This window comes from Deferrisoma palaeochoriense (assembly GCF_054656955.1).
On the sequence record NZ_BAAHXI010000001.1, the window covers coordinates 149,787 to 175,446 of the forward strand.

Sequence of the window (25,660 nt, forward strand, 5' to 3'; positions counted from 1 at the left end):
CGCCCGGGCCGGGTCCGCGCGAAAGCGACCAAACGTTTGGTCGAATGGGGGGCCGAAAGGAAGGGGCGGCCCCGGCCGTGGGCCGCCCCGGAGTCGTGGGATCAGGCAGTCTTGCCGAGCTTTCGCTCCTCCTCCATCTTGCGGAGCTCGACCCGCCGGATCTTTCCGGACACGGTCTTGGGGAGATCCTTCACGAACTCGATCTCCCGCGGGTACTTGTAAGGCGCGGTCTCCTTCTTCACGTGCTCCTGGAGTTCCTTCACGAGCTCGTCCGAGGGCTCAAACCCCGGGGCCAGGATGACGAAGGCCTTGACGATGGTGCCCCGCAGGGGGTCCGGGGAGCCCACCACCGCGCTCTCGGCCACGGCGGGGTGGCTCTGCAGGGCGCTCTCCACCTCGAAGGGGCCGATCCGGTACCCGGAGGCCTTGATCACGTCGTCGGCCCGGCCCACGAACCAGAAGTACCCGTCCTCGTCCTTGTAGGCCTTGTCGCCGGTGTAGTACCAGTCGCCCACGAACGCCTCGGCGGTGGCCTCCTCGTTCTTCCAGTACCCCTTGAAGAGCCCCACCGGGTGCTCGGGCTTCACCTTCACCGCGATGTGGCCCTCCTCGCCCACGGGCACGGGGTTGCCGTCGTCGTCCACCACCTCCACGTGGAAGCCGGGGGTGGGCTTGCCCATGGAGCCGAACTTCACCGGCATGCAGGGGTAGTTGGCGATGAGGTTCACGGTCTCGGTCTGGCCGAACCCGTCGTAGATCGTGGTGCCGGTGTGCTCCTTCCAGACCTTGATCACCTCGGGGTTCAGGGGCTCCCCGGCCGAGCAGGAGTGCCGGATGCTGGAGAGGTCGTACTGCGTGAGATCCTCGAGGATCAGCATCCGATAGGCCGTGGGCGGGGCGCAGAACGTGGTGACGCCGCACTTCTCGATGAGCTTCAGGTGGGTCTTGGCGTCGAACTTGCCGGAGGCGTCGTGGACCATAACGGCCGCCCCGATCTGCCACTGGCCGAAGAGCTTGCCCCAGGCGGCCTTGGCCCAGCCGGTGTCCGACAGGGCCCAGTGGAGGTCCGTGGGCTTCAGATCCTGCCAGAACTTGGCCGTGATGATGTGGCCGATGCCGTAGGAGGCCTGGGTGTGGGGCACCATCTTGGGATACTTGGTGGTGCCCGAGGTGAAGTAGATGAGCATGATGTCGTCCGACCGGGTGGGCTCCACCTCGCTGCGGTCGAGCTTGGGCGAGGCCTTGGCCATCAGGTCCTCGAACGAGAGCCACCCCTCGGCCGGGCCGCCCACCGCGATGGTGTGCTTCATGGTGGGGCACTCGCCCCGCACGGCGTCGAGCTTGTCCACGTGCTCGTACCACATCACGGCGCCCGAGGCCTCGGCCTGGTTCACCCGGTAGCGCACGTCGTTGGGCACCAGGATGTTGGGGGAGGGCAGCGGGATCACGCCGAGCTTGAAGCTCCCGAGCATCACCGCGTACCACTCCACGGTCCGGGGCACCATCACGAAGAGCCGGTCGCCCTTCTTGAACCCCAGGTCCCGGAGCACGTTGGCGAACCGGTTCGAGAGCTGCATCAGATCGAAGAAGCTGTACTTGCGGATGTCCTCGCCGGTGCGGTCGGCCCACACCATGGCGAGCTTCGAACGGTCCTGGGCCCAGCGGTCGATCACGTCGAACCCATAGTTGAAGTACTCGGGCACGTTCAGCCGAAACGTCCGGCAAACCTCGTCATAATCGGCCATGTTGGGGCCGTCGAGGTTCACCGGGATGTTGTCGTAGGGGGTCACAAGGTCCATGGCATCTCCTCCGCGATGGGTGTTGGGCCGGCCCACCAAAACAGGTGAAAAGCGTTCACGGTGGCAGAACATAGCACGCCGGTTTTCCGGGGTTCAACACCAAAATTCAGTTTGAGTGAAATTTCTTCAGTAGGAATAAAACGCGGTGTGCGGATTTTCAAACGACCGGTCGGTGGGCGGCGCTCCCCAGGGGCGCCTGTGGGCTCCCCGGGGAGTCAAGGTGACCGAACGGCCGCCGGCACGGGGCCGGTGGCGGCGGGGAGGCGGTTTTGCTAAAAGGTACGCGGGGGTCCTGCCCGGCGGGGCCGCCGTGTCAGGGGCCAGAATTCAGAGGTCAGAGGTCAGAGAACCCCCTATCTTCTGCCGTCTGTCCACTGACTACGGTCGACGGTCGCCGGTCTCGCGGTCGTCGGTCCCGTGGTCCAGACGGCCGCGGCGCGCCGTGTGGCCGAGGCGGAAGTTATTGTTTTTGCAAACAGGCCCCGCCTCGCGGCCTACGGAGCTTCTTGCGACCAGGCCGCCCCGCGGCCTACCGCGGGTTGCGAAGATCGAAACGGGCCGGAGGCCTCTGAGGACGACACCCTCCCGGCTCTGGGCCCGATCCCGCAGGGGGGAGAGGAAAAGACGCTGGAATCGCGTAGGGGGTTTGGGCCTTCTGGCCTTCCAGCATTCCGGCGTTCCAACCGAAACGACAAGGAGCGCGCACCGTGCTGTTTCGCAAACCCAAGGCCAAGGAACCGCCGCCCGCACAGCCCGAGCCCGAGATCCCGCCCCCGCCCGAGGAGGTGATCCGGGTGCTGGAGCAGCTCCAGAAGGCGGGGAGCCAGGTGCTCGTGCGGCCCGGGGGGGGCGAGGCGTTCACCACGGTCGTGCTCGGGCTCGGCCGGGACGGCTTTTTCGTGGACACCTTCTCTCCGCCCGAGGGGGACCGGTTCGGGGTGCCCGGCCGGCTCCTCGACTTCGAGAGCCTGATCCAGGGCGTCAGCTACACCTTCGAGGCCCGGATCCTGGGGAAGGTCCAGTACCTGGACGAGCTGCCGGCGTTCAAGGTGGCCTACCCGACGGTGGTCCGGGGCGAGCGCCGGCGCCGGAGCCCCCGGGTGGACACGGTGGGGGACGCCTCCCTTTCGTTTCTCGAACCGTTTCGGTGCGACGCGCCCGTGGTGAACGTGAGCGAGGGCGGCTGCGCCTTCGAGTACGAGGCGGAGCTCGGCCGGCTCCGGCCGGGCACCCGGATCCCCGAGATCCTCCTGGAGCTCGGCCGGGAGCCCGTGGTCACGGTGTCGGCCCGGGTGGTGGGGAACGTGGTGGCCGAGCTCGGCGGGCTCACCCTGCCCCGGCGGTACCGGGCCAGCGTGTCGTTCGAGCCCCTGGCGGACGAGGCGGCCGAGGTGATCCGGAGGTATCTGGCCGGCCGCCGGGGGCTCGATGCCTCGGCCTGAGCCCGGCGCCGGGTGGTGGGCCGTCTCGGGGGTGGCCCTGGGGCCCGGGGAGCCCCCCGACCGGCTTCGCGAGATGGCGGCCGAGCGCCTGGGGGTTCCGGCGTCGAGCGTTCGGGCGTGGAAGCCCCTTCGCCGGTCCCTGGACGCCCGGGGCCGGGGGCAGCCGCGGTTCGTGTACCGGGTGGCGCTCGCCCTCGACGCTCCGCCCGGCGGGGAGTTGCCGGCGGGCGCGGCCCCCTGGACGCCCGAGGTTCCCCCGGTTCCCCCGAAACCCCCGCGCCCCCCGGGCCGGCCCGTGGTCGTGGGCACGGGGCCGGCGGGGCTGTTCGCGGCGCTTCGGCTCGCGGCGGCCGGGGTGCCCTCGATCCTCCTCGACCGGGGCGACGCGCTCCCCGAGCGCACCCGGCGGGTCGCGGCCTACTGGCGCCGGGGAGAGCTCGACCCGGAGTCCAACGTGGCCTTTGGCGAGGGCGGCGCCGGAACCTTCTCGGACGGCAAGCTCACCTACCGGGGACGCGATCCCCGGAAACTCTGGGTGTTTGAAACCCTGGTCGCCTGCGGCGCCCCCGAGGAGATCCTGTGGGAGGCCCGGCCCCACCTGGGCACCGACCGGCTCCGGACCGTTCTTCGGGGCATCCGGCGGCGCCTCGAGGCGGCGGGGTGCGAGTTCCGGTTCCGGACCCGGGTCGAGGACCTGCGGGTTCGCGGGGGGCGGGTGGTCGGGGTCGAAACCCGGGAGGGGCCGGTGGAGGGGCCGGCCGTGTTCCTGGCCCCGGGGCACGGGGCGGCCGACCTCCTGCGGACCCTCGTCGGCCGGGGCGTGCCGGCCGAGCCCAAGGGGTTTGCGGTGGGGGTTCGGATCGAGGTGTCCCAGGCCGCGGTGGACCGGCGCCAGTACGGCCGGTGGGCGGGCCACCCGGCGCTGCCGCCCGCCGAGTTCGCGGTGAAGGCCCGGGCCGGGGGGCGCGACGTGTACTCGTTTTGCATGTGCCCGGGGGGCACCGTGGTGCCGGCCGGCACCGAGCCCGACGGACTCGTGGTGAACGGGATGAGCGGGTCCCGCCGGTCGGGCCGGTGGGCCAACGCGGCCCTGGTGGTGACCGTGGACCCCGCGGACTGGGGAGGAGGGGTCCTCGGCGGGCTTGGCTGGCGGCGGACCTGGGAGCGGGGGGCGTGGGAGGCCGCCGGGCCCGGGGCGGTTCCGGCCCAGAGGGTGGACGATTTCCTGGCGGGCCGGCCCTCGAGGGCGATCCCGCGGACCTCCTGCCCGTGGCCCGCGGTGCCGGTGGCGCTCGGCCGGTGCCTCCCGGGGGTCGTGGCCGAGGCCCTGCGCCGGGCCCTGCCGGCGCTCGCCCGGCAGGTGCCGCCCCTCGGCCGGGGCGTGCTCGTCGGGGTCGAGACCCGCACCTCCTGCCCGGTGCGGCTTGCGAGGGACGAGGGGTTCGGGAGCCCGGGGTTCCCCGGGCTCTACCCCGTGGGCGAGGGGGCCGGATGGGCGGGCGGCATCGTAAGCGCCGCGGTGGACGGGGCCCGGGCGGCCGATGCATGGCTGGCGTCGCTGAAAGCACAAGGGGTGAGCGCGTGATGAACCGGGGAGCGTGGCTGCTGGTGGCGGCGGTGGGGCTGGGGGCGGCCGTGGGGTTGGCCGCCGGGGGGCGGGTGCTCGCGCCGCTCCCGGACCAGCGGGCAGGCCGGTCGGGCCTCTGGCTCGTCGTCGAGGCGGCCGAAGCCCCCCGGGTGCGGGTCGGGGACCGGGCGCTGCCGGTGGTCGCGGCCGAGGAGGGGGTGTACCATGTCCGAATACCGGCCGAGGGCGGCAGGGTGCGGGCCGGGGTGGACATGGGGGCGGAACGGATTATGTTGGAGCGCTCCGCCGGCGAAGGGCGGGGGTTCCATCCCGGCGGGGAGGAGGCCTGCCGGCGGTGCCACGATACGGCCGCCTGTGGGGAGTGCCACCGCTGGCAGGGGGAAACCCATGCCGGGGTGCGGGCGGAGGGATGCGGGGGGTGCCATCGGGGGCCCGGCCACGAGGTGGACGACGTGGCCGGCCGGTGCACCGGGTGCCACGACGACGTGCCCAAACGCCACCGCCGGTTCCGCCACGCCCTGGGGGCCGATCACGACCCCCTGCGGCCCGGCCGGGCCATGGACTGCGCGTCGTGTCACGACCCCCACACCCCGACGTGCTTGTCGTGCCTGGGCCGGCCAGCCCTGCGCGGCTGGTGCAAAGGGTGTCATGGGAAAAGACCCTAACCCGCGGGGCGTTCCCGAACGCCCCCGCGGCGTCGGAGGAACGGATGGACGAGAGGCGAACCGAGGAGCTCCCGGAACTGGAGGAGCTGGAATCGGAGGGGGAGGGACCGGAGGCCGAACCCGAGCCCGAGGAGGCGGAGGCCGAGGTCTGGGAGGGGGAGAGCTACTTCGACGAGGCGGAGCTCCCCGCGCTGCCCTCCACCGACCTCGTGGAGGCCGGTCCGCTCCAGCAGTACATGGCTGAGATCAGCCGGTACCCCCTTCTCACCCCCGAGGAGGAGAAGGCCCTGGCCATCCGGTACCGGGAGCAGGGGGACGTGCGGGCGGCCTACACCCTGGTGCTCGCGAACCTGCGCCTCGTGGTCAAGATCGCCTACGAGTTCCGGCGCAACGTGGCGAACCTGATGGACCTCATCCAGGAGGGCAACATCGGGCTCATGCGGGCGGTGGAGAAGTTCGACCCCTACCGGGGGGTGAAGCTCTCCTCCTACGCGGCCTGGTGGATCCGCGCCTACATCATCCGGTACATCCTGAACAACTGGTCCCTCGTCAAGATCGGTACCACCCAGAACCAGCGCCGGCTCTTCTTCAACCTGAAGAAGGCCAAGGCCGAGTTGGAGGCGGCCGGGTTTCGACCGGAGCCCCGGCTCATCGCCTCGCGCCTCAACGTGCGGGAGGACGAGGTGATCGAGATGGAAAAGCGGCTCTCCGGCGGCGACGTCTCGCTCGACGCGCCGGTGGACGAGGACTCGGAGGCCTCGCGGCTCGACTTCGTGGCCGACGACGAGGCCGACGTGAGCGAGGAACTGGCCGAGCGGGAGCTCCTCGCGCGGGTGCGCCACCGGATCCAGGAGTTCCGCGAGACCCTGAACGAGCGCCACCGGGCCATCCTGGACCGACGGCTCCTGGCCGACGAACCGGTGACCCTGCGGGAACTGGGGGAGGAGTTCGGGGTGAGCCGGGAACGGGTGCGCCAGCTCGAGGCCGATCTGCTCAAAAAGCTCCGGGCGTTTTTGGAGGAGGACCCGGGCGTGCGGGAGGTGTACGCTGAGTAGCTGGGCCGCCGAGGACGTCTGGACCGTCTCGGACCTGGTGGGCCGGGTCCGGGAGGTGGTGGAGGCGGGCGTGGGCACGGCGTGGGTGCGGGGCGAGGTCCGGAACCTCCGGGTCCCCTCGTCGGGCCACGCCTACTTCACCCTGGGGGACGAGGCCGCCCAGATCCGGGCCGTGTGCTTCCGTTCCACGCTCCGGCTCCAGGCCGTGGACCTGGCGGACGGGATCGAGGTGCTGGCCTGGGGCCGGGTGAGCGTGTACGAGCCCCGGGGCGACCTGCAGTTCATCGCCGAGATCCTGGAGCCCCTGACGGGCGAGGGGGCGCTCCTCAGGGAGTTCGAGGCCCGGAAACGACGGTTGGCGGCCGAGGGGTGGTTCGCGGCCGAGCGCAAGCGGCCCGTGCCGCCGCTGCCCCGGGCCGTGGGGGTCGTGACCTCGGCCACGGGCGCCGCGCTGCGCGACGTGCTCCAGGTGCTGGGCCGCCGAGCCCCGGGGCTCCGGGTGGTGGTGGCGCCCGCGAGCGTGCAGGGGGAAAACGCCGCCCGGGAACTCCGGGAGGCCCTGGGGCTCCTGACCACCGACCCCGAGGTGGACGTGGTGCTCCTCGTCCGGGGCGGGGGAAGCCTGGAGGACCTCTGGCCCTTCAACGACGAGGACCTCGTCCGGGCCGTGGCCCGGTGCCCCGTGCCCGTCATCACCGGGGTCGGCCACGAGACCGACGTGACCCTGGTGGATTTCGCCGCCGACGTGCGGGCCCCCACCCCCTCGGCCGCGGCGGAGTTGGCGGCCGGGGAATGGGCCCGCTGGGTCGAGGCCCTGCGGGCTCTGGAGGCGCGGCTCCACCGGGCCGCCGGGGCCAGGCTTGGGGAGCTTCGGGCCCGGCTCGCCGCGGCCGACCCGTGGCGGCGGGCACCCAGGAGCCTCGTGGCCCGCCGCCGGATCGAGGTGGACGCCCTGGCCGACCGGGCGGGGGCGGCCCTGGACCGGACGCTCGCCGAGGCGGGGCGCCGGCTCTCGGGCCTGGAGGTGCGTCTGCGGGGGCTCGACCCCCGGGTGCGCCTGGGGGCCTGGCGGGAGCGCCGGGAGAACCTCGAGACCCGGTTGCACCGGGCCGCCCGGGAGGCCGTGGCGCGACGACGGGTTCGTCTCGAGGCCCTGGTGGGCCGGGCCGAGGCCCTCGGGCCCCGCCGGGTACTCGGCCGGGGATATGCCCTGGTGCGCACGGCCGAGGGCCAGGTGGTGCGGGACGCCCGGACCTGCTCCCCCGGGCAGGCCCTCGACGTCACGCTGGCACGGGGCGGGCTGGGCGTCGAGGTCAGGGGGGTGAACGCGCCGGCCGAGGAGGACGAGCCGTGGACCTGACCATCCAAAACCCCCCGCCCAGAGCGGCGGCCGCGACCACCCGGGTCCTCGTGATCGACGACGACCCGGCGCTCGTGCGGTTCGTGGAACTCTTCCTCGAGCCCGAGGGGTTCCAGGTGGACGGGGCCCTTTCGGGCGCCGAGGGGGTGGAGCGGGCGAAGGAACACCCGCCCGACGCCATCCTGCTCGACCTCATGCTCCCCGACATGGACGGGTGGGAGGTGCTGCGCGAACTCAAGGCGCAGCCCCAGACGGCCGGGGTGCCCGTGGTGGTGGTGACCGCCCGGAGCGGCGGCGAGGACCGGATGCGGAGCCTCGAGCTGGGGGCCGACGACCTGGTGGCGAAGCCCTTCGACATCCGGGAGCTCCAGGCGCGGATCGCTTCGGCCGTGTCGCGGGTGCGTCAGCAGGCGCTCCTGACCGAGGCCGAAAAGATCAAGACCCTCCGCAGGGTGGTGGCGAGCGTCTCCCACGAGGTCAATAACCCGCTGGCGGCCATCCTCATGTGCGCCGAGGCCCTGGAACGGCGCCACGCCGACAACGAGGATGTGTTGAAGAAGAGCCGCACGATCCAGTCGAACGTGCTTCGCATCCGGGACATCTTGAAGAAGCTCGAACGGGTGCGGGCCGTGGTGTCGAAGCCCTACGTGGCCGGCGAGCGGATCCTGGAGATCGAGGGGCTGGAGGAGGACTCATGACCCTCCGGGACGGCGTGCCCCAGTTGGTCGTGTTCGAGGAGGAGCACCGGGCCCTCCGGCGGATCCTGGCCCGGGTCCACGCCGACAGCCGGGCCCGGGCGGTGCTCCTCCTCGATGTGAACGGCCAGCTCGTGGCCGAGTGGGGCGACACCTCGGGGCTCGACGTGACGAGCTTCTGCTCGCTGGCGGCCTCGAACATCGCGGCCACGGCGAGCATGGCCCGCCTGGTGGGGGAGAACGACTTCACCATCCTGTTTCACCAGGGCAAGCGCGACTCCATCCACATCAGCCTGATCGGGAACCTCGTGATCCTGGCCGTGATCTTCGGCACCGAGGCCTCCCTGGGGATGGTGCGGCTGCGGGTGCGGCGGGCCGGGGGGGAGATCGAGCAGGTGCTCCGGCGGATCCTGGGCCGGATGCGTTCGGCCGGCCGCCCGGCCGCCCGGCCGCTGGCCGACCTCACCGACCAGGACATCGACGAGCTGTTCCGGTTCTGATGCCATGGCCTTCGTCAACTACTCGGCCCGGGAGATCAACGTCAAGATCGTCTATTACGGGCCCGGGCTGGGCGGGAAGACGACGAACCTCAAGTACATCCACCAGCGGGCCCCGGGCCGCCAGAAGGGCCAACTGATCAGCCTGGCCACCCAGACCGAGCGGACCCTCTTTTTCGACTTCCTTCCCCTGAACCTCGGGACCCTGCGGGGGTTCCAGGTGCGGTTCCACCTCTACACCGTGCCCGGCCAAGTGTTCTACGCCGCGAGCCGGAAGCTCATCTTGAAAGGGGTGGACGGCGTGGTGTTCGTGGCCGATAGCGACCCCCTGCGGGTCGACGCCAACGCCGAGTCGTGGGCCGACCTGGGCCGAAACCTGGCGGGGTACGGGCTTCGGCGCGACCGGGTGCCCACCGTCATCCAGTACAACAAGCGCGACCTCCCGGGGGCCCTGACAGTGGACCAGCTCCGGGCGGTCCTGGGCCGGCCGGGGCTCCCGGAGTTCGAGGCCGTGGCCACCCAGGGCGTGGGGGTGTTCGACACCTTGAAGGGGGTGGCCCGCCTGGTGCTGGCGGAACTCGCCCGCCGCCCGCCGGGCCGTTGACACGGGGGGCGGGAGGCCTATCCTGAAAGCGGGCGCGGGTCCGTGCCGCGTCGCGCCCGGAGGAACGGCGTCCTGGCTCGTGTGCGTTCGCGTGCGGCGCGTTCCGCGAGGCGGGCGTCGCAGCCGCCCGGGCGGATTCCTGCTCTCACTGAGGGAGCCCATGAGCGTAGAAGAACTGAAGAAGGCGGCGCTCCGGTTGAGCCCCGAGGCCCGCGCCTACCTTGTTCGGGAGTTGCTGGCGAGCCTCGACGACACGAGCGAAGGGGAGGTGGAATCCCTTTGGCTCGACGAGGCCGTTCGCCGAGACGACGAGATGGAACGAGGGGAGGCGCGGGCTCGGCCCGCGGAAACGGTTATCGCGGAGAGTTTGGACCGTAGGACCGAGGCGCGTCGGAAGTGAGTCTGGCCGTCTCGATCCACGAGGCAGCCGAACAGGAGCTGAACGAGGCTGCCGATTTCTACGACTTGGAAAGCCCAGGTCTCGGCGCGGTGTTCATCCGGGAAGTCGAGAGGACGATCGAGAACATCCGCCGGTTTCCAGAGGCAGCGCCCCTCCTCCGGGGACGGGTGAGAAGGTGGACGCTTCCCCATTTTCCGTACACCATCGTGTACTCGGTTCGGCCCCAGGAAATCCGTATCTTGGCGGTCGCGCACCAAAAACGGCGCCCCTTCTATTGGACGCCGCGGAGGTAGAACCTGGGCAGCAGCCCACGGTGACCCGGGCCCCGAAGCGGCAGTCGTCCCGCCGGGGCCCCCGTCGGGAACGTGACCGGACTTTCTTGGGCGTATAGGCACCGACACCCTATGCCGAGAGATTACGACCTCCTTCGCCGCCAGATGGTGGACACCCAGATCCGGGCGCGGGGCATCCGCGACCCGCGGGTGCTCGAGGCCATGGCCCGGGTGCCCCGGCACGAGTTCGTGCCGGAGAACCTGCGCCACATGGCCTACGACGACTCGCCCCTTCCCATCGGCGGCGGGCAGACCATCTCCCAACCCTACATGGTGGCGCTCATGACCGAGGCGCTGGGACTCCGGGGAGGCGAGAAGGTGCTCGAGGTCGGCACCGGTTCGGGGTACCAGGCCGCCATTTTGGCCGAACTGGGCCGCGACGTCGTGTCCATCGAACGCGACCCCGAGCTGGCCCGACAGGCGGCCGAGCGCCTGGCCCGCCTGGGGTACGACCGCGTCCGGGTGGTGGTGGGGGATGGCACGTTGGGCCTTCCGGAGGAGGCCCCGTTCCAGGCCATCGTGGTGACGGCCGGTGCGCCCAAGGTGCCGCCGTCGCTCGAGGCCCAGCTCGATCCCCAGGGCGGGGTGCTCGTGATCCCCGTGGGCGACCGGGGCATCCAGGAACTCCTCAGGATCACCCGCAAGGGAAACCGGTTCCTGCGCGAAAACCTGGGGGGGTGTCGGTTCGTGCCCCTGGTGGGGGAGGAGGGATGGTGAGATGAGACGGGCGCTTCTGGTCATCGACATGCTCAACGACTTCGTGGACGAGAAGGGGAGCCTCCGGGTGCCGTCCACCGCGGACCTCCTGCCGCGCATGGTGGAGGAGGTGGAGGACGCCCGGTTCCGGGCCGAGCCCGTGATCTACGTGTGCGACGCCCACCGGCCCGACGACCCGGAGTTTTCCCGGATGGGTTGGCCGCCCCATGCCGTCCGGGGCACCTGGGGCGCCCGGGTCGTGGACGCCTTGAAGCCTTCCCCCTACGACCCGATCGTGGAGAAGACCACCTACTCGGGGTTCTACGGATCGCGGTTGGACGAGGTGCTCCGGGAGCACGGCATCGACACGGTGCGCCTCGTGGGATGCGTGACGAACATCTGCGTGCTGTACACGGCGGCCGACGCCGCCATGCGGGGCTACGACGTGGAGGTGGTGGAGGACGCCGTGGCCGGCCTGGATCCCGACGATCACGCCTTCGCCCTGCGCCAGATGGAGCGGGTGCTGGGGGCCCGGCTGGTGGGCCGGGAGGGGCGGTGAGGGAACCACGGAGGACACGGAGGAGGCCCCGGGGGGCCTCCTAAGGGGGAGCTTCCGAGTAACTTCCCGCTGGGACGCGAGGAGGCTGGGACGCTCGACGGCTTGGCGGCCAGGCAGCTAGGCGGCTGGGCGTGACCAGCAGCCTTCGGGATGCGGGCGGCATCGCCTCTGCCAACCTGTGGGAGCGGCTGCCGTATCAGGGATCAGAATTCAGACGACAGATGTCAGAAACCCCCTGTCCTCTGTCTTCTGTCCTCTGGTACCTGACACGGTCGCCGCTCCCACCCTCAATCCTGACTCGGATGTTACCGTCCTGCGTAGGGGGCCCCAAGGGGGCCCTGGGGCGCTTCCGAGCCTCCCAGCTTTCTCGTGACGCACTCGCACCGAAGGATTCGCCCATGCCGAAACTCTGGACCGCGACCAACGACGACATCCTGTCCGGCAAGGTGACCGACGTCTATTTCACCCGCACGCTCCGGGTGCTCGAGAACGAGGGGATCCGCAAGCGGGTGGTGGCCGAGTTCGTGGCGAAAAGCCTGCCCGACGGGTGGGACTGGGCCATCCTGGCGGGCATGGACGAGGCCCTGGAGGTGTTGCGGCGGCTGCCCGTGACGGTGCGGGGATTGCCCGAGGGATCGGTGTTCCGGCCCTGGGACGTGGTGCTCGAGATCGAGGGGGACTACCGGGAGTTCGGGGTGTACGAGACCGCCGTCCTCGGGTTCCTGTGCCAGGCCTCGGGCATCGCGACCCAGGCGGCCCGGTGCCGGCTGGCCGCCGGCGACCGGCTCCTCGTGTCGTTCGGGGCCCGGCGCATGCACCCGGCCATCGCGCCCATGATTGAGCGCAGCGCCTATCTGGGCGGCTGCGACGGCGTGGCCACGGTGGCCGCGGCGGAGCAGCTCGGCATCGAGCCCACCGGCACCATGCCCCACGCCCTGATCCTGATCATCGGCGACTGCGTCGAGGCCACCCGGGCGTTCCGGCGGGCCGTGGGGCCCAAGGTGAAACTCGTGAGCCTCATCGACACCTTCAACGACGAGAAGTTCGAGGCCGTGCGGGTGGCCGAGGCCCTGGGCCGGGATCTCTTTGCCGTGCGGCTCGACACCCCCTCGAGCCGCCGCGGGAACTTCAAGCGCATCGTGGAGGAGGTGCGCTGGGAGCTGGATCTGCGGGGGTTCGGCCACGTGGGGATCTTCCTCTCCGGCGGGCTCACCGAGGACGACCTCCGGGAGCTTCGGCCCCTGGTCCAGGGGTTCGGGGTGGGTACCTCGATCAGCGCGGCCCGCACCGTGGACTTCTCCATGGACATCGTGGAGGTGGAGGGGGAACCCCGGGCGAAGCGGGGGAAGCGCTCGGGCCGCAAGGACACCCTGGGCTGCCCCCTGTGCCTGGCGAGCCGGGTGGTGCCCCGGGGGCGCCGACCGACCGAGCGGTGCCCCTGCGGCGGCGACTGGGAGGTCCGGACTGTGGAATTGATCCGCGACGGAGAGCTCGTGGCGCCCGCCGAGCCGACCCCGGTCGTGCGCGACCGGGTGCTCGCGCAGCTTCGGCTGCTCGCCCGGGAGGAACCGACCGGGTCCAAGTAACTTCCCGCTGGGACGCTGGGAGGCTGGGACGCTAGGACGCCAAAATCCTTTGTGATTCCAGCGTCAGCGGATCTCCCAATCTGTGGGAGCCGCTTCCGGGCCGCGACAACATCCTTTCGGGCCTTCGGCCCGGATCGCGGCTTGGATGCCGCTTCTCCACCCGGGCCCTGCCTCGGGCGTTACAGCCCTGCGTCCTGGGCCCGGAAGGGGCCCGACGAGGCTTCTCGGGGGGGGGAACACCGAAACGGGAGCGGGGTTGGGCCTCCCGGCCTCCCAGCGTTCCAGCCATTCCTTTGCACGCCGACCCGAAAGGACCGCCGATGGGAACCCACGAGTCCGTGATCTGGCTCTTCGTGCTCACCGGGTTTTACTGGGCGTACTGCCTCTTCTGGGGGGTCAAGGGGTTCTACCGGGCCCGGACCGCGGCCGACTACTTCATCGCGGGCCGCCAGATCCCCATGTGGGTGTTCGTGTTGGCGGCCACGGCCACCTCGTTTTCGGGCTGGACCTTCGTGGGGCACCCCGCCCTGGTGTGGCGCGACGGCCTGCCCTACGCCTTCGCCGCGTTCTACGTGATCGCCATCCCGTTCACCGGGGTCATCTTCCTCAAGCGGATCTGGATGATGGGGAAGCGCCACGGATACGTGACCCCGGGGGAGATGTACGGCGACTACTTCCGCAGCGACGCCATGCGTTGGCTCACGGTGGTGGTGGCGCTCTTCTACGCGGTGCCGTACCTGGGGCTCCAGTTCAAGGCCTCCGGGGTGCTCTTCAACGTGCTCAGCCAAGGCGTGGTGGGCGTGAACTTCGGCATGTGGGCCCTTTCGATCGTGGTGCTCCTCTACGTGGTGCTGGGGGGCCTTCGGTCGGTGGCCTACGTCGATACGGCCCAGTGCATCCTGCTCATGGCCGGCATCGTGGCGATCGGGGTCATCGCGCTGGTGAAGGTGGGGGGATGGGGGCCCTTCACCCAGGCGCTGGCCGACATGGTGCGGGGCGACCTGGCCGCCGGCACCGATCTCCTGGGCCGGCCCGCCCTCACGCCCCAGGGGTACCACCGGCTCGTCGCCGTTCCCGGGGCGATCCAGGCGGTGCCGAGCGCCGACCAGGCCGTGGGGGGCATGTGGACCGGCACCATGATCCTCACCTACCTCTTCGCCCTCATGGGCATCCAGGCCTCCCCGGCGTTCACCATGTGGGCGTTTTCCAACACGAACCCCAAACCCTTCGCTCCCCAGCAGGTGTGGGCCAGCGCCCTGGGGGTGGGGGCGTGCCTGTTCCTCTTCTCGAACCTCCAGGGCCTTGGCGGTTGGGCCCTCCTGAAGCGGGGCGCGATCCCCCTGGATCTCCTGGCGGACGGGAGACAGGAGAACCTGGTGCCCGCTCTCATCAACCTGGTGAGCGACCAGGCCCCGATGTTCGTGGGGTTCCTGGCCATCTGCGCCCTGGCGGCGATGCAGTCCACCGGATCGGCCTACATGTCCACCACGGCAGGCATGATCACCCGGGATCTCTACGTGCGCTACCTCAACCCCCAAGCCACCGCCGGGCAGCAGAAGTTCTGGGGCCGGGTGTGGGTGGTGGTGATCACCCTGGCCGCGCTGCTGGTGGCCACCTACTCGGAGGACGCCCTGGTGCTCCTGGGGGGGTTGGCCGTGTCGTTCGGCACCCAGATGTGGGTGCCGCTTCTCGCCACCCTGTACGTGCCGTGGTTCACGCGGCAGGGGGTGGTGGCGGGGCTCGTTGCGGGCATGGCGGCCGTGATCCTGACCTACCCCTTCCACTGGGCCCCATTCGTGGCGCTCCACCGGGCCCTGGGGTTCGGGGCCTACCCGCTCACGATCCACTGCGCCGGGTGGGGGATCCTGGCCAACCTGGTGGTGGCGGTGGCCGTGTCGGCCGTGACCCAGCCCGACCGCAAGGAGTACCTGCGGCGCCTCAACTACCACCGGTACCTCCGGGATCACGCCTCGGTCGCCCCGGACAAGGCCCCCCTCAAGCGGGTGGCCTGGGCCCTGGTGCTCCTGTGGTTCTTGTTCGGGATCGGCCCCCTGGCCGTGGTGGGGAACACGTTTTTCGGCCTGATGAACCCCAACGATCCGGGCACCTGGCCCCTCGGGGTTCCGCCCCTTTGGTGGTGGCAGCTCGTGTGGTGGGCCTTCGGGATCTACATGATGTGGTTCCTGGCCTACAAACTGGAGCTCAGCACCCGGTTCGGCCGGGTGGAGGTGCTGCGGGAGGACTACCAGGAGGCCTACCACGCCGAGGAGGCCCCGATCCGGCTCGACGTGGAGGAGCCGGGGGGCTGATACCCCGTTGCGTTCCAACAGACACCCAGCCCGGGGGCCCGGGAAAGGGCCTGGTGGAGCGCCGGGCGTAAGCCGGATGCCGCACTCGCGCACGGCCGGAACCAGGCCCCTTGCCGGGCTGAATCAGGAAACGGTAGCTTTGAACGCAACTGGGTCTGAGGGGGGCCGGGCCGGAGGGGCCCCGCGGGATCAGATCTCGAATTCCAGGACGTAGGCCCCGTCCTCGAACCGGGTCTCCATCCTCTTGGCCGCCTTCTGGAACAGGTGGAGCATGGCCCGGTTGTCGGGCATGACCGTGGCCGTGATGCCCCGGATCCCCTTGTCGCGGGCGATCTCGATCAGGTAGTTCACGAGCAGCCGGCCGAGCCCCTTGCCCTGCCAGTCGTCTCGCACCAGAAAGGCCGCCTCGGCAAGCCCGCTCGCCTCGTCGAGCACGTACTGGGCGAGCCCCACGATCTCCTCCACCCCCTCGCGCTCCACCACGGCCGCGATCGCCATCTTGGTCTCGTAGTCCAGGTCCAGCTCCTCCTGGAGCCGCTCGTGGGGCATGTACTTGATGACCGTGAAGTAGCGGCGGTACACCGACTCGTCCGACAGGCTGTAGAACAGGTCCTTGAGGAGCGGCTCGTCGGTCACCTTGACCGGCCGCAGAAGCACCGGCACCCCGGCCACCTCGACCCACCGCTCGTACTTCTCGGGGTAGAGGTCGAGGGCCGTGGGGATGATCTGGTCGGGCCACACGTAGTGGAGCCGGCGGGCCGCGTCGAGAAGTTCCTTTCGGAACTTGGGGTGGGCGATGTTGATGAGCGCCATGGCCCGCTCCCGGATCGTCTTGCCGAACAGATCCGCGTAGCCCCATTCGGTCACCACGTACCGGGCCGAGGCCCGGGTGGTGACCACCCCCGCCCCGGGGGAGAGCTGGGGCACGATCCGGCTGACCGCGCCGTTTCGGGCCGTGGACGGCAGGGCGATGATGGCCTTGCCTCCGGGGCTTCGGGCGGCGCCCCGGATGAAATCCACCTGTCCGCCGATCCCCGAGTAGAACTGGTGGCCGATGGAGTCGGAGCACACCTGCCCCGTGAGGTCGATCTCCAGGGCGGTGTTGATGGCGACCATGTTCTCGTTCTGGCCGATCACGAACGGGTCGTTGGTGTACTCGCTGGGGTGGAGTTCCACCATGGGGTTGTTGTCGATGAAGTCGTAAAGCTCCCGGGACCCCATGCAGAACGAGGCGATCACCTTCCCCTTGTGAAGGGTTTTCCGCCGGTTCGTCACCGCCCCGGCCCGGACGAGCTCCAGGAGCCAGTCGGAGAACATCTCGGTGTGCACCCCCAGGTCCTTCTTGTCGCGCAGGGCGTGCACCGCGGCGTTGGGGATGGCCCCGATCCCGATCTGGATCGTGGCCCCGTCGGGCACCAGGCGCGCGATGTTGCGGCCGATGCGCAGGGCGGTCTCGTCGGGAACCGGCGGCAGGTACTCGATCACCGGGGCGGCGTGCTCCACCAGCGCGTCGAACCGCTCCACGGGGACGAACGAGTTCCCCAGGGTCCGGGGCATGTGGGGGTTGACCTCGGCGATCACCACCCGGGCCGTCTCCACGGCCGCCCGGGTCACGTCCACGCTCACCCCCAGGCTCACGTACCCGTGGCGGTCGGGCGGGGTCACCTGCACGAGGGCCGCGTCGAGCCGGATCCGCCGGCTTCGAAACAGGCTCGGCAGCTCCGAGAGGTACACGGGGGTGTAGTCGGCCCGGCCCTCGGCCACGGCCCGGCGGGTGTTGTCGCCGATGAAAAAGGCGTTGTGCCGGAAGGTCCGGGAGAACTTCTCCTCCGCGTAGGGGGCGATGCCGAGGGTCAGGATGTGGAGGATCTCCGAGTCCGCAAGGTTTCGGCCCCTCTGGACGAGCCCCTCCACCAGGTGCTGGGGTTCCCCGCAGGCCGAGCCCACGAAGATCTTGGCACCCCGCTGGATGAGCGAAAGCGCCGCATCCCGGCCCATGACGCGGGACGCGTAGCGCTCCTTCCAGTTCGGGTCGGAGATCATGGGGTGTCCGTTTCCTGGGGCGGGGTGCCGGGCCGACCGGTGGGGGCCGGCAGTTCGACCCGGCCAGCGTTCCGGAGGTCGCAGAACAGGAGCGTGCCGCCCGCCACGCACACCGGGATCGCCAGAAGGTTCAGGAGCGGGATCATCAACAGGAGCCACACCCCGCACCCGAAGGCCACGACGGCCGGGGTGTTCCGGAAGACCGTCCGCCGCTTCGCCCCGAAGGGCAGGTGCCAGCGCTCCATCGAGTAGTCCAGGTACTCCCAGCCGAGGAAGAAGAACGCGAGCGCCGGGGCGAGCACCGCCGAGGCGGCCGTGCCCAGGGCCGGAATGAAATTGAGGGCGAGCACGCAGGCGAACCCCGCGAGGTACAGGGCGATCCGCCCCAGTTCGGCCTTGAACGACCGGCCCAGGTCCCGCACGAAGGCCCCTAGGCGAAACGGTTCCTCCAGGGTCTGGCCCGTGTAGATCCGCTCCACCCGGTCGCTCAGGAGGTCGTTGAACGGCGCGAGGATCAGGTTGCCGACCAGGGCGAAGGTGTAGAGCACCACGACTAGGAGCACCGCGGCCCCCAGGACCCACAGGGCCCAGTAGGCCAGGGCCCACCACCAGCCCTCGCCCCGGGGCAGGAGCGCCTCGAGCCACCGGTCGAACCGGCTGCCGGCGAACCAGACGAGCAGCGAGAACAGCAGGGTGTTCACGGCCACCGGGATCGCCACGATCCCCAGGAGTCGCGGGTGGCGGCCCAGGAACCGGAGCCCCCGGAACGGGTAGAAGAAAGCTCCCACGGCGCCGAAACCGGACATGGCGAAAGGTTCCTTTCCGTATTGTCTTGGGTTAGAGCCCCCTGGCTCCCTGCCGAGCGTCCCGACGTGAGGCCGGCCGGGCAAACGTCCCCTGTGGGCCAGGCGAGTTCGGTGGAATCGGAAACGATGACAGCCGCCTCGCCTCCGAGCCGCTCACCCCTCCTCCAGTTCCCGGAAGAAGGTGGCGTCGCCGGCCCCTTCCCGGAGCACCTCGACGCGGTCGCCCACCAGGGAGACCACGGTGGAGGGCACCCGGGGCAGCACCCCGCATTCTAGGATGAGGTCCACCTGCCCGCCCAGCACCCTCTGGATCTCGGCCGGGTCGTTGAGGGGCTCGTCGCCGCTCAGGTTCGCGCTGGTCGAGAGGATCGGGTTTCCCAGTTCCTTCACGAGTTCCAGGCACACGGGGTGGTCCGGGATCCGGATCCCCACCGTTTTCTGCTTGGTGAGCAAAAGCCGCGGGACCTCGCGGCTCGCCTCGAGCACGAAGGTGTAGGGGCCGGGCAGGAAGCGCTTCAGGATCCGGTAGGCGAAGTTCGACACCCGGGCGTACCGGCTGATGTGCGTGAGGTCCGCGCACACGAAGCTCATGGGCTTTTTGGGGTCGCGGCCCTTGATCCGCATGATGCGCTCCACGGCGTGTTTGCTCGTGATGTCGCACCCCAACCCGTACACGGTATCGGTGGGATACACGATCACGCCGTCGTCTCGCAGGACCTCGGCGGCCCGGCGGATGTGCCGGGTCTGGGGGGTCACGGGGTGCACCGACAGCATGACGGCCATGGCATCCTCCCTTGCCTGCGGGGCGCAGGGAAGCTAAATCAGGCCGCCGGGGTTGTCAAACCCGGCCCGTTCCGGACTTGTCCCGGTCGGGGGCGGTGTGTATGCTCTCGCAAACTTTCGCCCGAAGGAGTACCGAAGCGATGACCGACGAAAAGACCACGGGGGGCGTGGACGAGGCGCCGGAGACCCAGCCGGCCACCCGGGAGGAGTTCGCCCGGCTGCTCGAGGGGGCCGACCAGGGGGCGGCCGTGCAGAGTGTGAAGCCCGGGGACAAGGTGCGGTGTCGGGTGGCCCGGGTCGCGGACGACTGGGTGTTCGTGGACCTGGGCGGCAAGCAGGAGGGCTCCATCCGCCGGGAGGAGTTCGAGGCCGACGCCCTGCCCTCCGAAGGGCAGGAGATCGAGGCCTACGTGGTCTCGACCGCGGCCGGGGAGGTGGTGCTGACCACGAAGCTGTCGGCCCGGGACCTTTCGAAGAACGCGCTGGCCGAGGCCCATCAGGCGGGCATCCCGGTGGAGGGCAAGGTCGTCAAGGTGGTCAAGGGCGGCTACGAGGTGCGGGTCGGGGGGCTTCGGGCCTTCTGCCCCCACTCCCAGATCGACCTGCGCTGGACCAAGGAGCCCGAGGTCCACGTGGGCCAGACCTACGCCTTCAAGGTCCTGGAGTACAAGGAGGGGGGGCGGAACGTCGTGCTCTCGCGCCGGGCGCTCCTGGAGGAGGAGCGGGCGAAGAAGCGCGAGGAACTCCGAACCGTGCTGGAACCGGGCGCGGTGGTGACCGGCCGGGTCCGGGCGGTGCACGACTTCGGGGCGTTTGTGGAGTTCGACGGGGTCGACGGCCTCATCCCCGTCTCCGAGATGAGCTGGGGCCGGGTGGAGAGCCCCACCGAGGTGGTTCGGCCCGGGGACGAGGTCACGGTGAAGGTCATCGCGGTCGACTGGGAGAAGGACCGCGTCACCCTCTCGCTCAAGGAGCTGCAGGAGGATCCCTGGACCGCGGTGGCGACGAAGTACCAGCCCGGTCAAAGGGTGCAGGGCCGGGTCACCCGGATCGCCCCCTTCGGGGCGTTCGTGGAGCTCGAACCCGGGGTCGAGGGTCTGGTTCACATCTCGGCCCTGGGGGCCGGCCGCCGGGTCCGGAGCGCCGCCGAGGTGGTAAGCCCGGGAGAGGCCGTGGAGGTGGAGGTCGTCTCCGTCGATCCGGAGGCCCGCCGCATCTCGCTGTCCCTGGAGCACCGGTTGTGGGAGTCCATGGGGCCGCTGCCCCGCCCGGGCGAGGTGCTCGAGGGAACCGTCGAGAAGGTGGCGCCGTTCGGGGTGTTCGTGAAGCTGCCCTCCGGGCACGTGGGGCTTGTGCACAACACCGAGATGGGCACACCCAAGGGTACGGACCATGCCAAGGCCTTCCGGCCTGGCGATCCGATGCAGGTCGCGGTGCTCGGGGTAGAGGACGACGGCCGGAAGATTCGGCTTTCCCGGCAGGCGGTGGACGAGCGAGCGGAGCGCGAGGCCCTGGAGGAGTACTCCAGGCCTGCCGACTCCAAGCCGGCGGGGCCCGTGTTCGGCACCCTGGGGGACCTCCTGAAGGAAAAGCTCAAGAAGGGTTGAGTACCACGGAATGATCGCCCCTGCGGCCCCCCGCGCTTCTTTCGGAGGCGGGGGGCCGTTTCGTTGAGGGACCTAAAGGTGACCACCCGGCTTGGGAGCGCACCCCGTATCGGGAGTCAGTGGACGGACGACAGAGGACAGGGGGGCTCTCACATCTGTCCTCTGAATTCTGGCCCCTGATACGGCCGTTGCTCCCACGGGTGGGGCCGGGCGTTGACGCGGGCGCCCAAGAACGATTCACGACTTCACGATTCACGGATGTTGTGCCGCCCAACGGGAAGTCCCATGAAAACCGCACACCTCACCGAACCGGTCCGCATCGAGATCCCGACCCCCTACGCCGTGGGGACCGTGAACGCCTATCTCCTGCCGGGGGACCCGCCGACCCTGGTGGACGCCGGGCCGTGCACGCCGGAGGCGTGGGGGGCCCTGGTGTCGGGGCTCGGCCGCGCGGGCCTCGATGCGGCCGACGTGGGCCGGCTCGTCCTGACCCACCCCCATCACGACCACGCCGGGCTGGCCCGCAGGGTGCGCGATGCGGCCGGATGTCCGGTGCTGGCCCACCCCGTGGACCATGGGAGACTCCGGGACGAGCCCGGGGTGTGGGAGGGCATCGTCGGGTTCCTGGACGAGGTGTGCCGAAGGGCCGGGGTGCCCGGGGACTACCGCCGGGAACTGCGGGAGTCCATGGGGCGGCTCAGGACCCACGCCGAGCCCCTGGACGCGGTGGATCCCCTGGACGAGGGGATGGTTCTCGAAACCACGGCCGGCCGGTGGGAGGTGCTCCACACCCCGGGCCACGCCCGCGGGGCCCTATGCCTCTGGGACCCGGAGACCCGCACCCTCGTGTCGGGGGACACCCTGATCCCCCACATCAGCTCGAACGCCGTGGCCGAGCCGGGCCGGGGTGTGTTTCGCGACCGCACCCTGATCCGATACATCGCCACGCTGAAACGGATCCGGGAGCTCGGGTGTGAACGGGTGCTCCCGGGCCACGGCGCCCCTATGGGGAATCCCGACGACCTGATCGAAACGCGGTTGGCGTTCTACGACCGGCGGGCCGCGTCCATCCGGGAGGCGACCCCGCCGGAGGGGGCGAGGCCCTGGGAACTCGTGAGGCGCCTCTTCCCCGACGTGGAGCCGGGGTGGGTGTTCCTGGCGGTGAGCGAGGTGATCGGCCACCTCGACCTCCTGGCCGACCGGGGCGAGGTGGACTGGGAAGGGCAGGACGGGGAGTGGGTCGCGAGGGCGCGTGGACGGTAGGACGGTAGGACGTTCGGACGTTCGGACGTTGGGACGTTGGGACGTTCGGACGGTAAGAGGTTCCGCCGGCGCGTCCGCACGGACTCCCCTCAGACCTCCAGCACCTTGAGCAGGTTCGTGGTGCCCGGGGTGTCCACGGGGACCCCGGCCGTCACCACCACCCGGTCCCCCGGCCGGGCGATCCCGCGCCGGACCACCTCCCTCCGGCACGCGTCGAACAGGGCGTCGGTGGTGGGGGCGGGCGGGACCAGGGCGGGGGTCACGCCCCAGGTGAGGGCCAGGGCCCCGGCGGTGGCCGGGTCGCTCGTCATCCCCAGCACCGGCACGGGCGGGCGGGTGGCGGCCACCAGACGGGCCGTGGACCCGCTGCGGGTGGGGGTCACGATGGCCTTGGCGCCGACGTCCCGGGCCACGTGCCAGGTGGCCCGGGCGATGGCGGCCGGCACCCCTTCGGCCACGAGCGGCCGGCACTCCTCCGGTTCGGGTGCGTCGGCCTCGGCCCGTTCCACGATCCGCGCCATGACCCGGACGGCCTCCACCGGGTAGCGGCCCATGGCCGTCTCCTCCGAGAGCATCACGGCGTCGGTGCCGTCCAGCACGGCATTGGCCACGTCGGTCACCTCGGCCCGGGTGGGGCGGGGATTCGTGACCATGGAGAGGAGCATCTGGGTCGCGGTGACCACCGGTTTGGCCCTGCGGTTCGCCTCCCGGATGAGCCGCTTCTGGATTCCGGGGACCTCCTCCAGGTCCACCTCGACGCCTAGGTCCCCCCGGGCCACCATGAGCCCGTCGAACACGTCGAGGATCTCCCCCAGCCGCGCCAGGGCCTGGCGCTTCTCGATCTTGGCGAGCACCGGAACCCGGACCCCTTCCTGGTCCATGACCTCCCGGGCCGGGTCGAGGTCCTTGGGGCTGCGGACGAAGGAGAGGGCCACCCAGTCCACCCCGATCCGGAGCCCGAACCGCAGATCCTCCCGGTCCTTCTCTGAAACGGCCGGCAGGGCGTCGCCCTTGCCCGGGAGGTTGAGGCCCTTGTGGCTCGTGATCGTGCCGCCCGCGATCACCCGGACCCGCACGGCATCCCCCTGGACCGCCACCACCTCCAGGGGAATCGCGCCGTCGGCCAGGCTGATCCGGTCGCCGGGCTCGAGCTCCGACGCGAGTTGCGGGTAGTTCACCGGGATCTCGGCCCCGGAGCCCTCGGGACCCAGCACCAGTTCGTCCCCCGCATGGACCAACCGGGGCTCGGGGAGGGCTCCGAGCCGGATCTTGGGGCCGGCGAGATCGAGGAGGATCGCCACGGGCCGGCCCGCGGCCCCGGCCGCCTCCCGGATCCGTTCGGCGGTGCGGGCGTGGGTGCCGTGGTCGCCGTGGCTCATGTTGAGCCGGGCCACGTCCATGCCGGCCTCGACCATACGGCGCAGGGTTTCCGGGTCGGAACTGGCCGGGCCGACGGTGCAGACGATCTTCGCGCGTCTCATGGGCGTCTCCGTTACGAATACCTTCAAGAGCTTTGTCGGGGCCGCGGGTGGGGGACTGGCTCCGGCCCGGCGCGAGCGCGGCATCCGGCCGCTGTGGGAGCCACTCCCGGCGCTGCAGCGGGCTCCACGCCCCCATGCGCTTCCATGTAGCCGCCGGAGTAGTAGTCCGATTGCCCCTCCGGCGATGAGGTTTTCGCGGTGGGCGGGGAAAAGTTACCCGTTGTGCGGCACCCCGTCCACCCCCGGCCTTGGAACCAAACGACTGGCCGGTTGAGAAAACCTCGTTTGTTTTGGTATGGTGATTGCAAGTCGTGCCGTGTCCACCCCTTTCGACGGAGGAGATGCCATGAAGAAGTACTGGAACGAAGAGTTCGAAACCATGCCGCTCGAAAAACTCCGGGAATTCCAGGCCGCGAAGCTGCGGGAGACCGTGGCCTGGCTCTACGAGCGGGTGCCGTTCTACAAACAAAAGCTCGACGAGAAAGGGGTGAAGCCCGACGACATCCGCACCCTCGACGACATCCGGCATCTTCCCTTCACCGTGAAAAACGACCTGCGGGACAACTACCCCTTCGGCCTGTGCGCCGTGCCCATGAAGGATCTCGTGCGGGTGCACGCCTCCTCCGGAACCACCGGGAAGCCCATCACGGGGCCCTACACGGCCGAAGACAAGGCCCAGTGGCAGGAGTGCATGGCCCGCACCCTGTGGGCCCAGGGCATCCGGCCCGACGACATCTGCCAGAACGCCTACGGCATGGGCCTCTTTACGGGAGGCCTCGGGTTCTATCTGGGCGTCGAGGCGATCGGGGCGTGCCTCGTGCCCACCGGGTCCGGCATGACCGAGCGCCAGATCATGATCATGCAGGATTTCGGGTCCACGGCGCTCTTCTGCACCCCCACCTACGCGCTCACCATCGCCGAGAAGGCCGACCAGATGGGTGTGGACCTGCGCAAACTCCCGCTGCGGGTGGGCTCTTTCGGGGCCGAGCCCTGGACCGTGGAGATGCGAAAGGAGATCGAGGAGCGCATGGGCATCGCGGCCCACGAGGCCTACGGGCTCACCGAGATGATGGGGCCGGGTGTCGGGTTCTCGTGCGAGGCCTACCGGCTGCACCTGAACGAGGACCACGTCTATCCCGAGATCGTGGACCCCTCGACCCTGGAGCCCCTGCCGCTGGGGGAGAAGGGCGAGCTCGTGTTCACGGCGCTCCAGCGCCGGGCCATGCCGCTCCTGCGCTACCGCACCCGCGACATCACGAGCCTCAGGCGGGTGGAGTGCGAGTGCGGCCGCACCCTGGTGGTCATGGACAAGATCCTCGGGCGCTCCGATGACATGCTGATCATCTCGGGCGTCAACGTGTTCCCGAGCCAGGTCGAGTCCATCATCATGGAGTTCGAGGAGATGGAGCCCCTCTACCAGATCCGGGTGTTCAAGAAGGGCCACCTGGACGGCATGAAGGTGGAGGCCGAGGCCAAGCCCGAGGTGTACGCCCAGGGCAAGCAGGCCCTCGAGGAGCTCGGTCGCCGGATCAGCGCCCGGATCCACGGGGTGATCGGGATCAACGCGCCTGTGGAGATCGTGCCCCAGGGCACCATCGCCCGCAGCGAGGGCAAGGCCAAGCGGGTGATCGACGAGCGCAACAAGTAGTTCCCCGGCCGGCCCGGACCCCTTGCCACGGGGTTCGGGCCGGCGGTAGATTCGGCGTCGTCTCCGAGCGGACCGGCCTACCGGTTTGTTAGGGCCCACGGCCGGCCCGCCGACGGGTCGGGGCGGAAACGCCCCGGCCTCCCGCGTTCGGAAAGGAGACGGGAGAGCCGGTGACGCGTTTTTCCGCACCCTCCCCGCGTCCGACCGCGGGGAGGGTGTTTTGCGTTGTGGCGCGGTCGGAAAGTGCCTATTTGGTCGCCAGAGCAATATTACTCCGGCCGTTGAATAGACACGGTCGGGGGCATGGGGCCTGCTGGAGCGCCGGGCGTGGCTCCTACAGTCGCTGCATCCGGTACTCAGCCAACGACTGGGACTCTTCCGGTCAGCCGGATCGGCAAATACGCCCAGGATTCCTGGGCAGTTCCGCCTATCCGGCTGAGTG

At 70.2% G+C, this 25,660-nt stretch carries 22 protein-coding genes and 1 riboswitch; of the genes, 17 read left to right on the forward strand and 5 right to left on the reverse strand.

The window, feature by feature from the left end:
* Positions 1-101 precede the first annotated feature (101 nt).
* Positions 102-1,799 (reverse strand): acetate--CoA ligase, encoded by a 1,698-nt coding sequence (locus ACYQ8L_RS00735; RefSeq protein WP_459939834.1) that lies wholly within the window; start codon positions 1,797-1,799, stop codon positions 102-104.
* A gap of 707 nt (positions 1,800-2,506) precedes the next feature.
* Here ACYQ8L_RS00735 and ACYQ8L_RS00740 point away from each other — a divergent pair.
* The 14 genes from ACYQ8L_RS00740 (at position 2,507) to ACYQ8L_RS00805 (ending at position 15,587) form a co-directional block, all read left to right on the forward strand.
* Complete coding sequence (locus ACYQ8L_RS00740) at positions 2,507-3,241, forward strand: flagellar regulator YcgR PilZN domain-containing protein (RefSeq protein WP_459939835.1); 735 nt, start codon at positions 2,507-2,509, stop codon at positions 3,239-3,241.
* A complete protein-coding gene (locus ACYQ8L_RS00745; protein WP_459939836.1) occupies positions 3,228-4,826 on the forward strand; it encodes an NAD(P)/FAD-dependent oxidoreductase in 1,599 nt (532 codons plus the stop codon). The genes ACYQ8L_RS00740 and ACYQ8L_RS00745 overlap by 14 nt, the downstream gene beginning before the upstream one ends.
* Positions 4,826-5,494 carry a cytochrome c3 family protein gene (locus tag ACYQ8L_RS00750; RefSeq protein WP_459939837.1) on the forward strand — a complete coding sequence of 223 codons (669 nt, stop codon included), beginning with the start codon at positions 4,826-4,828 and terminating at the stop codon, positions 5,492-5,494. The genes ACYQ8L_RS00745 and ACYQ8L_RS00750 overlap by 1 nt, the downstream gene beginning before the upstream one ends.
* 44 nt (positions 5,495-5,538) lie before the next feature.
* Positions 5,539-6,549, forward strand: a complete 1,011-nt coding sequence (locus ACYQ8L_RS00755; protein ID WP_459939838.1) for an RNA polymerase factor sigma-32 — start codon at positions 5,539-5,541, stop codon at positions 6,547-6,549.
* A complete protein-coding gene (xseA, locus tag ACYQ8L_RS00760; RefSeq protein ID WP_459939858.1) occupies positions 6,542-7,909 on the forward strand; it encodes an exodeoxyribonuclease VII large subunit in 1,368 nt (455 codons plus the stop codon). The genes ACYQ8L_RS00755 and xseA overlap by 8 nt, the downstream gene beginning before the upstream one ends.
* A complete protein-coding gene (locus ACYQ8L_RS00765; protein WP_459939839.1) occupies positions 7,900-8,607 on the forward strand; it encodes a response regulator transcription factor in 708 nt (235 codons plus the stop codon). Before xseA ends, ACYQ8L_RS00765 begins: the two co-directional genes overlap by 10 nt.
* Complete coding sequence (locus ACYQ8L_RS00770) at positions 8,604-9,104, forward strand: roadblock/LC7 domain-containing protein (RefSeq protein WP_459939840.1); 501 nt, start codon at positions 8,604-8,606, stop codon at positions 9,102-9,104. The genes ACYQ8L_RS00765 and ACYQ8L_RS00770 overlap by 4 nt, the downstream gene beginning before the upstream one ends.
* A 4-nt stretch (positions 9,105-9,108) precedes the next feature.
* Positions 9,109-9,705 carry a GTP-binding protein gene (locus tag ACYQ8L_RS00775; RefSeq protein WP_459939841.1) on the forward strand — a complete coding sequence of 199 codons (597 nt, stop codon included), beginning with the start codon at positions 9,109-9,111 and terminating at the stop codon, positions 9,703-9,705.
* Positions 9,706-9,865: 160 nt separating this feature from the next.
* The gene (locus tag ACYQ8L_RS00780) at positions 9,866-10,105 is read left to right on the forward strand and encodes an addiction module protein (RefSeq protein WP_459939842.1); all 240 of its coding nucleotides are present in this window, start codon (positions 9,866-9,868) and stop codon (positions 10,103-10,105) included.
* On the forward strand, positions 10,102-10,398 hold the full coding sequence (locus tag ACYQ8L_RS00785) for a type II toxin-antitoxin system RelE/ParE family toxin (RefSeq protein ID WP_459939843.1): 297 nt from the start codon (positions 10,102-10,104) through the stop codon (positions 10,396-10,398). The genes ACYQ8L_RS00780 and ACYQ8L_RS00785 overlap by 4 nt, the downstream gene beginning before the upstream one ends.
* Positions 10,399-10,509: 111 nt before the next feature.
* Positions 10,510-11,154, forward strand: a complete 645-nt coding sequence (locus ACYQ8L_RS00790) for a protein-L-isoaspartate(D-aspartate) O-methyltransferase (protein WP_459939844.1) — start codon at positions 10,510-10,512, stop codon at positions 11,152-11,154.
* A gap of 1 nt (position 11,155) precedes the next feature.
* Positions 11,156-11,692, forward strand: coding sequence for a cysteine hydrolase family protein (locus ACYQ8L_RS00795; RefSeq protein WP_459939845.1), 537 nt, complete (start codon positions 11,156-11,158; stop codon positions 11,690-11,692).
* A gap of 398 nt (positions 11,693-12,090) precedes the next feature.
* Entirely contained in the window at positions 12,091-13,278 is a 1,188-nt protein-coding gene (locus ACYQ8L_RS00800; protein WP_459939846.1) for a nicotinate phosphoribosyltransferase, read from the forward strand.
* A gap of 320 nt (positions 13,279-13,598) precedes the next feature.
* Complete coding sequence (locus ACYQ8L_RS00805) at positions 13,599-15,587, forward strand: sodium:solute symporter family protein (protein WP_459939847.1); 1,989 nt, start codon at positions 13,599-13,601, stop codon at positions 15,585-15,587.
* A 189-nt stretch (positions 15,588-15,776) separates the two neighbouring features.
* Here ACYQ8L_RS00805 and ACYQ8L_RS00810 read toward each other — a convergent pair whose 3' ends face one another.
* The 3 genes from ACYQ8L_RS00810 to ACYQ8L_RS00820 form a co-directional block, all read right to left on the reverse strand.
* The gene (locus ACYQ8L_RS00810; RefSeq protein ID WP_459939848.1) at positions 15,777-17,630 is read right to left on the reverse strand and encodes a GNAT family N-acetyltransferase; all 1,854 of its coding nucleotides are present in this window, start codon (positions 17,628-17,630) and stop codon (positions 15,777-15,779) included.
* The gene (gene cysZ, locus ACYQ8L_RS00815; protein ID WP_459939849.1) at positions 17,627-18,436 is read right to left on the reverse strand and encodes a sulfate transporter CysZ; all 810 of its coding nucleotides are present in this window, start codon (positions 18,434-18,436) and stop codon (positions 17,627-17,629) included. Before cysZ ends, ACYQ8L_RS00810 begins: the two co-directional genes overlap by 4 nt.
* 153 nt (positions 18,437-18,589) lie before the next feature.
* Positions 18,590-19,219, reverse strand: coding sequence for an L-threonylcarbamoyladenylate synthase (locus tag ACYQ8L_RS00820; protein WP_459939850.1), 630 nt, complete (start codon positions 19,217-19,219; stop codon positions 18,590-18,592).
* A 140-nt stretch (positions 19,220-19,359) separates the two neighbouring features.
* Between ACYQ8L_RS00820 and ACYQ8L_RS00825 the strand changes: the two genes are divergently transcribed.
* Positions 19,360-20,826: a S1 RNA-binding domain-containing protein gene (locus ACYQ8L_RS00825; protein WP_459939851.1), complete on the forward strand. Its 1,467-nt coding sequence runs from the start codon at positions 19,360-19,362 to the stop codon at positions 20,824-20,826.
* Positions 20,827-21,111: 285 nt separating this feature from the next.
* Positions 21,112-22,089 (forward strand): MBL fold metallo-hydrolase, encoded by a 978-nt coding sequence (locus ACYQ8L_RS00830; RefSeq protein ID WP_459939852.1) that lies wholly within the window; start codon positions 21,112-21,114, stop codon positions 22,087-22,089.
* An 89-nt stretch (positions 22,090-22,178) separates the two neighbouring features.
* On the opposite strand, the gene pyk is transcribed toward ACYQ8L_RS00830, so the two are convergent.
* Entirely contained in the window at positions 22,179-23,570 is a 1,392-nt protein-coding gene (gene pyk / locus ACYQ8L_RS00835; protein ID WP_459939853.1) for a pyruvate kinase, read from the reverse strand.
* 346 nt (positions 23,571-23,916) lie between these two features.
* On the opposite strand from pyk, the gene ACYQ8L_RS00840 reads away from it, so the two are divergent.
* Positions 23,917-25,218: a phenylacetate--CoA ligase family protein gene (locus ACYQ8L_RS00840; protein ID WP_459939854.1), complete on the forward strand. Its 1,302-nt coding sequence runs from the start codon at positions 23,917-23,919 to the stop codon at positions 25,216-25,218.
* Positions 25,219-25,267: 49 nt separating this feature from the next.
* A riboswitch (molybdenum cofactor riboswitch) is annotated at positions 25,268-25,392 on the forward strand.
* The last annotated feature ends 268 nt before the right edge of the window (positions 25,393-25,660 follow it).